This is a genomic window from Pseudomonas sp. ChxA (assembly GCF_030263855.1).
Classification (GTDB): Bacteria; Pseudomonadota; Gammaproteobacteria; order Pseudomonadales; family Pseudomonadaceae; genus Aquipseudomonas; species Aquipseudomonas fluorescens_CB.
Window position 1 is genome coordinate 3903063 of the sequence record NZ_JARPMK010000001.1, and the last position, 12529, is coordinate 3915591.

The 12529-nt window shown below is 59.7% G+C and carries 10 protein-coding genes; 5 read left to right on the top strand and 5 right to left on the bottom strand.

All coding sequences use genetic code 11. The features are described 5' to 3' along the window. Positions 1-249: 249 nt before the first annotated feature. Entirely contained in the window at positions 250-1581 is a 1332-nt protein-coding gene (locus P5706_RS17440) for a Wzz/FepE/Etk N-terminal domain-containing protein (protein WP_285680408.1), read from the bottom strand. Between the two features lie 341 nt (positions 1582-1922). Between P5706_RS17440 and P5706_RS17445 the strand changes: the two genes are divergently transcribed. Continuing rightward, positions 1923-2309, top strand: a complete 387-nt coding sequence (locus P5706_RS17445; protein ID WP_200434460.1) for a TIGR03067 domain-containing protein — start codon at positions 1923-1925, stop codon at positions 2307-2309. A gap of 141 nt (positions 2310-2450) precedes the next feature. On the opposite strand, the gene P5706_RS17450 is transcribed toward P5706_RS17445, so the two are convergent. Continuing rightward, positions 2451-3263 (bottom strand): class I SAM-dependent methyltransferase, encoded by an 813-nt coding sequence (locus P5706_RS17450; RefSeq protein WP_285680411.1) that lies wholly within the window; start codon positions 3261-3263, stop codon positions 2451-2453. A gap of 154 nt (positions 3264-3417) precedes the next feature. Between P5706_RS17450 and P5706_RS17455 the strand changes: the two genes are divergently transcribed. The 3 genes from P5706_RS17455 (at position 3418) to P5706_RS17465 (ending at position 7983) form a co-directional block, all read left to right on the top strand. After that, positions 3418-4656 (top strand): MFS transporter, encoded by a 1239-nt coding sequence (locus P5706_RS17455; protein ID WP_285682759.1) that lies wholly within the window; start codon positions 3418-3420, stop codon positions 4654-4656. A gap of 142 nt (positions 4657-4798) precedes the next feature. After that, positions 4799-6385, top strand: coding sequence for an ABC-F family ATPase (locus tag P5706_RS17460; RefSeq protein ID WP_074854431.1), 1587 nt, complete (start codon positions 4799-4801; stop codon positions 6383-6385). Positions 6386-6807: 422 nt separating this feature from the next. Continuing rightward, the gene (locus P5706_RS17465; protein WP_285680415.1) at positions 6808-7983 is read left to right on the top strand and encodes an MFS transporter; all 1176 of its coding nucleotides are present in this window, start codon (positions 6808-6810) and stop codon (positions 7981-7983) included. Here P5706_RS17465 and P5706_RS17470 read toward each other — a convergent pair. The 3 genes from P5706_RS17470 to P5706_RS17480 all read right to left on the bottom strand — a co-directional run bounded on the left by P5706_RS17470 (position 7977) and on the right by P5706_RS17480 (position 10923). After that, the gene (locus P5706_RS17470) at positions 7977-9014 is read right to left on the bottom strand and encodes an alpha/beta hydrolase family protein (protein WP_285680417.1); all 1038 of its coding nucleotides are present in this window, start codon (positions 9012-9014) and stop codon (positions 7977-7979) included. The two genes, P5706_RS17465 and P5706_RS17470, sit on opposite strands and share 7 nt — an antisense overlap. Before the next feature lie 241 nt (positions 9015-9255). Continuing rightward, a complete protein-coding gene (locus P5706_RS17475) occupies positions 9256-9867 on the bottom strand; it encodes an FMN-dependent NADH-azoreductase (RefSeq protein ID WP_200434463.1) in 612 nt (203 codons plus the stop codon). A 129-nt stretch (positions 9868-9996) separates the two neighbouring features. Next, complete coding sequence (locus P5706_RS17480; protein WP_285680420.1) at positions 9997-10923, bottom strand: AraC family transcriptional regulator; 927 nt, start codon at positions 10921-10923, stop codon at positions 9997-9999. 157 nt (positions 10924-11080) lie between these two features. Between P5706_RS17480 and P5706_RS17485 the strand changes: the two genes are divergently transcribed. Further along, entirely contained in the window at positions 11081-12460 is a 1380-nt protein-coding gene (locus tag P5706_RS17485) for an NAD-dependent succinate-semialdehyde dehydrogenase (RefSeq protein ID WP_285680422.1), read from the top strand. Positions 12461-12529: the final 69 nt, after the last annotated feature.

A 12529-nucleotide genomic window follows, 5' to 3' on the forward strand; every position in this document is an offset into this window, starting at 1 on the left:
ATTCGTCACAAGTCAGAAGAGAACAGGCTGCTCCTGCGTGCACACAACGGCCGAGGATTTATAAGCAGCACCTGAAATCACGATTACATAGTGGCGGCTGGCCGGACGAGTTACTTCCGGAACCACGCCATTGACCGTTATTTAGCCACAGTTTGTAACCAAAGGTTAACTAAGAATTGTGAAAAGCTGTCTACGCAGCGCAGCGGGCTCGCATCCGCATGCCCGGACGCAAGCCCTCTGCGTGGGTGTTTACAGCACAGGCGAGTCGTCTGTGCGCTGGCGTCCCGACGAGGGGCCCGCTGGCGAGCGCGACTGGCGGTAGCTCAGAATCAAGTGGCGGATCAGCGCGATCAGCACACCCACAAATGCCCCAGCCACCAGGCTCAGCACCAGAATCATCAGTTTTCTCGGCTTGATCGGCCCCAGCGGCTCCTGGGCACGACGGTCGACGCTCACCAGCTCCAAATTGCTCATATCAATGTTAAGGCTGCGTAACCGGGCGATTTCGGTGCGAAGCGGTTCGACATCACGCAGGAAGATATCCTCGTTGCCGCGCTTTTGCAGAATTTCGACTTCACGGTTGGTGTCCAGCAGTTGCAACTCCTTGCCAATTTCAGCGATACGGCCGCTGGTAAAGTCATCACTGGTGCGCTTTTGCAACGCATTGCGCTCAGCTTCCAGGGCCTCAGTGCCGAGAAAATACAGCGGAATTTTCTGATTACTGATCTCGGTGCGCACCACCTGACTGGAACCGGCGCGGTTAGTATCGGCCATGGAGGATGGCGTGGTTGGCTGATTGATGCCCATGGACTTGGCAATCGAGATCGCTTCAGCCAGTTCGGCCAGGCGGTCGGTGCGTTCGATTTTCATCTGCAGGCGCAAGCCTTTGAGCTCATCTTGCAACCGTGCACGTTTGAGCCTGTCGGCCTCGAGCAGAACCGCAATCTTGGACTCTTTTTCAGTGTCGTAATTGGCCCGGGCCGCGTCGATCTTGCCCTTGAGCTCGGTGAGGCGGTTATTGACGATCACCTTCAGGTCGGCGCCCACTTGTTCGCGCTGTGCGGCGATGGCGTAGTCGACCAACCCGTTAAGGATCGCAACGCCGTCAACGTCAGAGGGGTATTGCAACTCCAGTCGGATAGCACTGTTCGGCGACTCTGCTGCCTTGGAGTCGGGAACGCTCAGGCTGATCGCGCTACGGTTGAAGTTTTCAAAACTCTGCTCGACGCTCAGCCCAGGCCTCAGGTAAGCCTTGAACAATTCTTCATGGCTTTTAAAGAACGCCAGGCGAGCCCCATAGGAATCCAGTTGCGCGCCTACTTTTACCAACGCCTCCGAGGGCGGCAGCTTGTAAACTTCGGAGCGGTTCAGCGCATCCAGTTCATTGATCGCCGCCGGGCGCAACACACTGCTGACCTCGTACTGCTTGGGCGTAACCATCGCGTAACCTGCGCCCAACACCCCCGCAAGAAGGGTGCAGCCCACTATGAGTATCTTTTGCCGCCAAATGGCATGAAACAATTCAAACAGGTCAATTTCATCTGAAGTGACAGATGAACTGATCGGAGAAATTTGATTCAAAATAAGCGCACCTTAAGATTGACATTAAAAAGCCACCACCCCTAATCATTCGGACTGAGCATCCGAAAGGCATGGAAGGTCAGAGACAACGCTCTGATTGCGAATGTGTTATGGCAGTCAGACCACCTAGCGTGGCGAAAAATCCGACCTTATTAGAGATTGTTTCTGCTTGATGTCAATGACTATACAAGGTAACTCCTTATGTATAACTGAGAATGCGAGCAGCTTAGTCAATGAATGGTCAAATCGCTCGAAACCCACCAAAAAACCGTATTCCAGCCAGGTTTTAAACACATTTTCGTTACAATGCGGCCGATCAGCCTCCAGCAAAAGGAACTTGCATGAAAACTCTACCCGATCCTGACTTCACCGCGCTGCAGGGCGCCTGGGAGCAGGTCTCCCTCGAAGACAGCGGCGTACTCAACCCTGCCGACGCACACAGCGCTCCCGGTGCCATTACCACGATTGAGGGCGACCACTTCGAAGTCCGAACCGTTGCTGGCGACGTATTGCTGGCTGGCCGTTTTTCCCTTGACAGCACCACCACGCCCAAACGTATTACCTGGGTAGACTCCATGGGCGATGACGCCGGCAAAGCGTTACCTGCCAGTTATCGCCTCGAGGGCGATGATTTTGTGTTTATCGCAGCGGATGAGGGCATGCCCCGCCCAACGGTGTTCAGCACCGGGCCAGGGCAGACCATGCGCAGCTTTGTGCGCCGCGCCTGAAAACCGCACGCCATCCGAAACGCCAACATGGTTTTCACACCGCCTTCACGTTGCGGCCTTTAGCGTGAGGTCACCTACTCCAGTGAATCACTTGGCCCGCCTCTTCTCTCGCGGGCCTTTTTTTGTGCGCGAAAAACCGGCTCAAACAGCGCGCCTGACGGCCGTCAGGGTGAAACACAACGGCAATTGGGCCGGCTGGTGCTCGTACTGGTCATACAACTCCTCACGATTGCAGTGTGGATACTCTTGCAGATGCTCGATCTGCAAGTGCGCCGCAATCGCCGCACTGACTACGCTGCCCAGGGTGTGCACGTACCAGTAGGACGTCGGCCCGGCGATCTCAGTCAACCCTTCATACACAATCGACTGCTGCAACACGAAGGGATCGCGTTGAAAGTACGAACTGGCGGGCAATAGCGGGTTGGGCGCCTGCGGGTCGAATACTTCCAGGAAAGGATGAGTCTCGTAGATCACCAGGGTGCCGCCAGGCTTGAGGGTACTGGCCACGTGCTGCATGAACAGCGCGACATCCGGCATCCAACCGAGTACGCCAATCGTCACCAGGGCGATATCAAATCGGCCAAGCAGATGCTCAGGCAGGTGATGGATATCGGCTTCGATGAACTGCGGGTTATGCGGTGACACCTCAGCCAGTTCGCGAGCTTGCGCCAGAAAGGCTGCCGATTGATCGACGCCCACCACGTCTCGCGCACCAAGGGCAAAAAGCGACAGGCATTCACGCCCGTTGTTACAGCCGATTTGCACGACATCTTTGCCGGCAACGCCGACGGCTTGCAACAGATCGGTAATGGTTGGGTCAAGGCGCGAAAAGGTCGGTTCAGCGACCGACTGCAGTAGCGTGTTCCAGGTCGCGGCGGCTTTGTGCAGCGCGGCGGAGGTGTCCCAGGCGGCCTTGTTACTGGCGATAGCCTGTTGAGCTGAGGGCATGTCCATTGCGTCTCCAGAGCGTCATTTCAGCGGGCTATGGAAAATAAGCCAATTAGCCGTCAGATGAAACCCTCAACGGCAGCGAAACTTCTATTCAGGCCCATGGGTCACTAGCCCAATGAGTGTCCAGCCCCTGAACACCCTTTGCGAAGACAACGCCGTGGCCAATCACTCTGACCTGCGTAATACCTTGTCCCTGGACAGCCTGAATTTCTTTTTGGCGGATGTGCGCGACGGCCTCGGGCCCTACCTGGCAATTTATCTGCTGGCGGTGCACCAATGGGACCCGGCCAGCATCGGCGTGGTCATGACCCTCGCGGGCATCGCCGCTCTGGTCACCCAAGGCCCGGCGGGCGCGCTGATCGACCGCACACGCAGCAAGCGCGCCGTGATCGCGGCGGCTGCAATCCTGGTAACCGTCAGTTGCCTGATGCTGCCGTTTGTCAGCGCTTTCAGTTGGGTGGCCTTGACCCAGGCCGCCAGCGCCGTGGCCGCCTCGGTGTTTGCGCCGGCCATATCCGCCATTTCCCTGGGGATTACCGGCCCGCGCGCTTTCACCCGCCGCACGGGGCGCAACGAGACCTTCAACCACGCCGGCAATGCCGTGGCAGCATTGCTGGCCGGCGGCCTGGCGTACCTGTATGGCCCGGTGGTGGTGTTTTACCTGATGGCCTTTATGGCGCTGGCCAGTATCGTGGCTGTCAGCTGTGTGTCGGCCAAGGCGATTGACCATGAAGTCGCCAGGGGCTTTGACCCGGCCCACCACAGAGACCATGAACAGCCGTCCGGTGTGAAAGTACTGCTGGCCAACCGGCCGCTGCTGATATTCGCCATTTGTTGCGCCCTCTTCCACCTGGCCAATGCAGCGATGCTGCCGCTGGTCAGCCAGAAGCTTGCGCAGATCAACCTGCAAATGGCCACGCCGCTGACCTCGGCGTGCATCGTCGCCGCGCAGTTGGTGATGGTGCCGATGGCCTGGCTGGTGGGGTTCAAGGCCGATGTGTGGGGGCGCAAGCCACTGTTACTGGCGGGCTTCCTGATCTTGCCGCTGCGCGGCGTGCTCTACACCTTGTCCAGTGATCCGTACTGGCTGGTGGCGGTACAGATGCTCGATGGCATTGGCGCGGGGATCTTCGGCGCGCTGTTCCCGGTGATCGTCAAAGACCTGACCCAGGGCACCGGGCGTTTTAATGTGAGCCTCGGCGCACTGTCGACGGCGTTTGGCCTGGGTGCGGCGTTGAGTAGCAGCCTGGCCGGTTTCGTGGTGCAACAGGCCGGCTACAACGCGGCATTCCTGACCCTGGCAGGCGTGGCCGCCGTGGCCTTGGCGCTGTTATGGCTGGCGATGCCGGAGACCTTGGAGAAACCATCGTTCGCCTGCCATACAACTGTCGCCTGACATATGCGACAATGCGCGCCAAATTCCAACACACAGCCAAAATTTTCTGCTCAGCGACCGGGTTTCGCGCCTTGATGTCGCTGTTGACGCATGCCTGAAGGCTCCTGCCGCCACGCTCGCAACTCATTGATAGGTAAAGTAATTGATCTCCACAGCTAACATCACCATGCAGTTCGGCGCCAAGCCGCTCTTCGAGAACGTCTCGGTCAAATTCGGCGCCGGCAACCGTTATGGTTTGATCGGTGCCAACGGTTGCGGCAAGTCGACCTTCATGAAAATCCTCGGCGGCGACCTCGAGCCGTCCGGCGGCCAGGTCATGCTGGAGCCGAACGTGCGCCTGGGTAAACTGCGCCAGGACCAGTTCGCCTACGAAGAATTCACCGTGCTCGACACCGTGATCATGGGCCACGAAGAGCTGTGGCGGGTCAAGGCTGAGCGTGACCGCATCTACTCGCTGCCGGAAATGAGCGAAGAAGACGGCATGGCCGTTGCCGAACTGGAAACCGAATTCGCCGAAATGGACGGCTACACCGCCGAATCGCGTGCCGGTGAGCTGTTGCTGGGCCTGGGTATCCCGCTGGAACAACATTTCGGCCCGATGAGCGAAGTCTCCCCTGGCTGGAAACTGCGGGTATTGCTGGCCCAGGCGCTGTTCTCCGACCCTGAAGTGCTGTTGCTCGACGAACCGACCAACCACTTGGACATCAACACCATCCGCTGGCTGGAAAACATCCTGACCCAGCGCTCCAGCCTGATGATCATCATCTCTCACGACCGTCACTTCCTGAACAGCGTGTGCACGCACATGGCTGACCTGGACTACGGCGAGCTGCGCCTGTTCCCGGGCAACTACGACGAGTACATGACCGTGGCGACCCAGTCCCGCGAGCAACTGCTGTCGGACAACGCCAAGAAGAAGGCGCAGATCTCCGAACTGCAATCCTTCGTCAGCCGCTTCTCGGCCAACGCCTCGAAAGCCAAGCAAGCCACCTCCCGTGCCAAGGCGATCGACAAGATCCAGCTGGCCGAGGTCAAGCCATCGAGCCGTGTGAGCCCGTTCATCCGTTTCGAGCAGAACAAGAAGCTGCACCGCCAGGCTGTGATGGTCGAAAAAATGGCCAAAGGCTTCGACGGTAAACCACTGTTCAAAGACTTCAGCTTCCAGGTTGAAGCCGGCGAGCGCGTGGCGATCATCGGCCCTAACGGTATCGGCAAGACCACCCTGCTGCGCACCCTGGTCAACGAACTGACCCCGGACGCCGGCAGCATCAAGTGGACCGACGCCGCAGAACTGGGCTACTACGCCCAGGACCACGCCCATGACTTCGAAGACGACGTGACCCTGTTCGACTGGATGGGCCAGTGGACCCAAGGCGAGCAGATGATCCGTGGCACCCTGGGTCGCATGCTGTTCTCCAACGACGAGATCCAGAAGTCGGTCAAAGTGATTTCCGGTGGTGAGCAAGGCCGCATGCTGTTCGGCAAGCTGATCCTGCAAAAGCCGAACGTGCTGATCATGGACGAACCGACCAACCACTTGGACATGGAATCCATCGAAGCGCTGAACCTGGCGCTGGAAAACTACCCGGGCACGCTGATCTTCGTCAGCCACGACCGTGAGTTCGTATCGTCCCTGGCCACCCGCATCATCGAGTTGAGCGCCACCGGCGTGATCGACTTCAGCGGCACCTATGACGATTACCTGCGCAGCCAAGGCGTGGTGTTCTAAGCACCGGCACCCTGGCTGTGGCAAGCAGGCTTGCTGTGGAAAGCCAGCTTGTTGTGGAGGGCCGGCTTATTGTGGAAGACCGGCTTATTGTGGCGAGCAGGCTTGCCCTGCGTTGGGCTGCGAAGCAGCCCTAAAACCAGACACCGCGTTTAGCCTGGCAGAACGCGGTGTTTTTTATTGGGGCCGCTGCGCAGCCCAACGCAGGGCAAGCCTGCTCGCCACGGTAAGCCTGCTCGCCACAGTAAGCCTGCTCGCCACAGTGAGCCTGCTCGCCACAACAAGCCAGCCTGCCACGACAAGCCTGCTGGCCACAACGAAGCCCTCGCCTCAAGCGGCCCATTCAGCAAAACTAGTTAGCCAGCTTCCTTTTCCTCCCCGCCCTTGCCATCATGCCCTCACCGCCCGCCCGCGAACGAGTGACCATGCCTGCCGCCGCCCCCAGCTCTCTGTCGATCACCCTGCAGATCGTCTCCATTGTTTTCTACACCTTCATCGCCTTCATCTGCATCGGCCTGCCGATTGCGGTGATCCCAGGCTATGTGCATGAACAACTGGGCTTCAGCGCTGTCGTCGCCGGCGTCACCATCGGCGCGCAATACCTGGCTACCCTGCTCAGCCGCCCGATGGCCGGAAGGATGTCGGATAACGTCGGCACCAAGCGTGCCATTGTGTTGGGTTTGGCCGGCATCCTGGTCAGTGGCGTGCTGACGTTTTTCGCAACATTGCTTGAAAGCATGCCCGCCGTGAGCCTTGGGGTGTTGATCGTCGGCCGGCTGTTGCTCGGCGTGGCCCAGGGCCTGATTGGCGTTGGCACCATCAGTTGGTGCATGGGCGCGGTCGGTGCCGAACACACGGCGCGCTCGATTTCCTGGAACGGTATCGCGTCCTACGGTGCCATCGCGATTGGCGCGCCGCTGGGCGTGGTGATGGTGGCCGATTATGGCTACAACAGTCTCGGTATCGCGCTGTCGGTGCTGGCCGCCTTGGGCCTGGTGTTGATCCGCAATAAACCCTCGGTGCCGGTAGTGCGTGGCGAGCGGCTGCCCTTCTGGGCGGTGTTCGGGCGCATCGCGCCGTTTGGCGCCAGCCTGTGCCTGGCGTCGATCGGCTACGGCACGCTGACCACCTTCATCACGCTGTATTACCTCAACCGTGGCTGGGCCGGTGCGGCGTACTGCCTGACGGTGTTTGGCGTGTGTTTTATCTTGTCGCGCCTGGTGTTTATCTCGGCCATCAGCCGCTTCGGCGGGTTCAGCGCGGCGATTGCCTGCATGACCATCGAAACCGTCGGCCTGACCCTATTGTGGCTGGCGCCGTCCACCGGTGTGGCGCTGATCGGCGCCGGGCTCACCGGCTTCGGTTTGTCGCTGGTGTACCCGGCGCTCGGCGTGGAGGCCATCAAGCAAGTGCCCAACAGCAGCCGTGGCGCGGGGCTGAGTGCGTATGCGGTATTTTTTGATCTAGCCTTGGCGATTGCCGGGCCATTGATGGGCGCCGTGGCACTGAACCTCGGCTATGGCTGGATCTTCTTCTGCGCCGCGCTGCTGTCGGTCACGGCCCTGTGCCTGACCGTGCAGCTCAAGCGCCGCGCTTACTGATCAGCGGTCTGCAAACCGGCGCGGGTCGACTGACCCAGGGTATGCACGAAGAAGCGCCCCGCCTCCGAGATCAGGTCGCGGTGGATGCCTTCGCGGTCGACACCATCGGCATCCGTGCAAATCGCCGGCATGGCCAGCAGTTGGTCGCTGTCACACGGCGCCATGAACACAAAGTGCCCGGCCCCGGCCAATAATTTGAAATCCGGCGGCTGCGGCAGTTTGCGCGCCAGGGCAGCGGCGTTCTTGTCCACGGCCACCAGCTTGTCGCCGTCGCCGCTGTAGAGCAACACCGGCACATGCACATCGGCCAGGGTGTGGCGGCCGAACATAAGGCTCAGCGGCGCCATCAGCATCAAGGCATGAATCCGTGGGTCGGCTTGCGGCTGCAGGTCTTCGCGGTCGACCACCAGCTCACCTTTGGTGGTGCAGGCATCGCGGTCTTCCGGGCGCTCCTGGCAATAACGGCGCAGGCGGTCGAAGTCCGGCTTGGCCCCGGCCAGGATCAGCGCGGTTTCGCCGCCGGCGGAATAACCGATGACACCCACTTGGTCGACATTGACGAACGGCGACAACATCGTATCCCCGAGCGTGGCGGTAATGGCGGCGGAAATCTGGATCGGCCGCCCGTACAGGTTGCTCACCGTGCCCAGGCGGCTGTGATCCTTGTAGTTGTCGCCGGGATGCAAGACCGCCACCACCACAAACCCTTTGCGCGCCAGCGAAGTGGCCAGGTCGTGCAGCGCCAACGGCGTACCGGTGTTGCCGTGGGACAGCATCAGCATCGGGAAACGCCCGATAGCGACTTTGGAATCCTGGGTGGCGGCCACGTGGTAAGGGCCCAACTGCGTGGAATGTTCATCGTCGGTAGACGGGTAAAACGCGATGGCATTCATCGGCTGCTGATCCAGCGGGTCGAGAAAACTCATGCGATGAAAGCCCACACTCCAATGCGGGTGCGGCGCCGGGGCGGCGTGCACTGAAATCAGGCCGCCGAACAGGGAAAGAACCAAAACAGCACAAAGACGCATCATGGGGATGTCCACCTTTGCTGCGCGACCACGTTCAACACCCGCGGCATGTCGGTTTGAAAAGTCCATGGGCCAAGGCACTCGCTCCGGGTGATAAACCCATGCGTGCATAACCTGGGCCAAAGTAATGACAGCGGGCAAACGAAAAAACTCCGTACTCCGGTCGCGTTCAGGCGATCAGAATACAGAGTTTAGGCGCCCCGGTTCAGATTGGAACCGAACAGAGGCGAACTTTACACAAGCCTTACGCGGCGGCGAACAATTGTTCGTTGATCACGACGTTGGCGTCGCTCAAGGCCTTGTTGCGAACTTCTTCACCGTAGGCCAGGCCTTGGGCGCGGACAAATTCGATATCCGTGATGCCGAGGAAGCCAAATACCAGTTTCAAGTAGTCCTCGTGGCCCACATTGCTTGCCTGGCCCGCGTGCAGACCGCCAGCGGTGGAAACAATGATCAGCTTCTTGCCGCCGCACAGGCCTTCAGGACCAGCTTCGGTGTAACGGAAGGTTTGCCCGGCCACGGCAATACGGTCGATCCATGCCTTGAGCTGGGACGGCACCGAGAAGTTGTACATCGGCGCACCGATGACTACGGCGTCAGCAGCGATGAATTCGGCCAGCGACGTGGCGCTCAGTTCGGCCTCGTGTTTTTGTACGGCGTCACGCAATTCGGCAGCGGTGCCCAGGGCGCCCAGGGTCAGGCCGGAAAAGTGGCTGATGCCTTCGGCAGCCAAGTCACGATACGTCACTTCCACGCTCGGCTCAGCCGCTTGCCAGGCCTTTACCACACCAGCGCTGAGCTGACGCGAAGCCGAGTTGTCGCCGAGGATGCTGGAATCGATATGCAACAGTTTCATGCGGGTTCTCCAAGTGAGGATCGCGGCTGGGCGATCGAATGAGGTTGATCCTACACATGAACCCAATAATCGATTAGACGGCACAAATGTGATTGATCGTCCTGCCAACAGGACAATCGGCTCGCCAATTCAATGCGACGACACATAAATCGACGCCGACGAGGGCGCCGGCAGCGCATAGGTGCGTTTCATCCACTGAATCTCCTCCTGGGGCGTACGCCCGAACAAGCGCTTGAACTCTCGGCTGAACTGCGAGGCGCTCTCATAACCCACCTGGGCACACGCCGTGGCAGCGGTGATGTCGTTGCGCAGCATCAACAAACGCGCCTGGTGCAGACGCGTGGACTTGAGGTATTGCATCGGCGAGGTGTCGGTGACCGTGCGAAAGTGTGCATGAAAACTCGGCACGCTCATCATTGCCTCTCGCGCCAGCGCCTCCACGTCCAAGTGCTGGTGGTAACACCCATGAATCTTGCGAATCGCCCGCGCCACCTTGCCGAACTGGCCTTGGCGGTCGAGCGCGGCGCGCATCGAACCGCCCTGCTCGCCCGTGAGGATGCGGTAGTAGATCTCACGCATCAGCGTCGGGCCTAGAATCTGCGCATCCATTGGCGTGCTCATGGCCTCAAGAAAGCGCAGCAGTGATTCGCTGAGTTGCTCATCCATCGGCGATGAATACATGCCCCGGGGTTTGGCCTCGACCAACCCCGGAAAGTCATCCAGTGCCAGCATCAGTTCGGCGGCCAGGGTGAAATCCAGCCGCAAGTACACCGCCAGCATCGGCTCTGCTTCGCTGGCCTCGGTTTCCATGGTGAACGGCACCGGCACCGACACCACCAGGTAATGCTGGGCGTCGTACAGGTAAACCTCTTCACCCAGATAACCGCGCTTGCGTCCCTGGCAGACAATCACAATACCTGGGTCATAGAGCACCGGAACGCGGTGCAAGGGCTGATTCGAGCGCAGGAAGCGCACGTCATCCAAAACGCTCAGGTTATAGCCTTCGACAGGCGCCAGGCGGCCCATCAGCTCAATGATTCGTTGGGTACGGCCCATGGTGCGCGGCTCCTGGCGAAAACTGCACGTTACTGCGCAATCGTTGCGCTGGCTACGCACTCATAGGAATAGGCAATCAGCACATTGGAATGGATATTCGCTGAAAACACACATTTACGTAGCCTGAAACAGCACTTTCAGCCTTCGGAGTTTGCCCATGCTTATCGTCTACAACCCCGCCACCGGCGAAGAAATCGGCCGCGTTGCCAAGCACACCTCAACCGAGGTCAAAGCCGCCATCGACCGCACCTGCGCCGCCTTTGCTGAATGGTCCGGCAAACTTGCCAAGGAACGCAGTGACATTCTGCGCCGCTGGCACGACGCCGTGAAAGCCGACAAGGAAGCCTTCGCCGAACTGCTGTGCCGCGAAAACGGCAAGTGCCTGAGCGAAGCACGAGGTGAAATCGACTACGGTTTGGGCTTTATCGAGTGGTACGCCGAAGAGGCCAAACGCGTTTACGGCGACACCATTCCCACCCACGACCGCAATGCCAATGTCATGGTGACCAAAGAAGCCATCGGCCCGGTCGCAGCCATCACGCCGTGGAACTTCCCGTTCATGATGATCACCCGCAAAGTCGCCACGGCCCTGGCCGCCGGCTGCACCATGGTAATCAAGCCCGCCGAAGACACACCGCTCACCGCCCTCAAGCTGCTGGACTACGCACGCAAGGCCGGCATCGAAGCCGGCGTGCTCGAAGTGGTAGTCGGTGACCCCAAGGAAATCGGCCTGATCCTTACCGGCGACCCACGCATCCGCAAGATCTCGTTTACCGGCTCCACCGGGGTGGGCAAATTGCTCGCGGCGCAGTGCGCGGCGAGCATCAAGAAGATGACCCTGGAACTGGGCGGCAACGCGCCGTTTATTGTGTTTGCGGACGCCAACCTCGATGAGGCGGTAAAAGGACTGGTCAGCGCCAAACTGCGCAACTCGGGCCAGGTGTGCATCTCGCCGAACCGGATCTTTGTGCAGCACAGCATTCTCGAAGCTTTTATCGAACGCGTGAAGGCTGCGGTCGCCGACATCGAAGTGGACCAGGGCCTGCGCGAAGGCTTTGTGGTCGGGCCGCTGGTCAATCAACTGGGTTTTGACAAAGTCGTGCGTCTGGTCGAGGGCGCCAAGGCGGCGGGCGCCAACGTGCTGATGGGCGGCAAACCCCACGCCAAGGGCGGGCTGTTCTATGAACCGACCCTATTGACCGGCTTACAGGACGATTCACCGCTGGCCACCGAGGAGATCTTCGGCCCGGTGTTCGCCCTCTATTCGTTCAAAGACGAAGAAGAAGTCATCGCCCGCGCCAACCAGACCGAGTTCGGCCTGGTGGCCTATGCGTACACCAGCGCGCTGGGCCGTTCGTTGCGGCTGTCACGTCAACTGGAGGCTGGCATGGTGATCCTCAACTCGGGTTCAGTGGGCACGGCGTCGGTTCCGTTTGGTGGCATCAAGCAATCCGGCTATGGGCGTGAAGGCAGCTATTACGGGATCGAGGAATACGTGCATGTGAAGTATGTGTTGATGGCGGGCGCGCAGTTCTAAGCCCTCTCACCCTCAAAAAGCCAGTGCCTGCAAGGTGCTGGCTTTTTTTTAGGCTGGATTTGCGCGCGC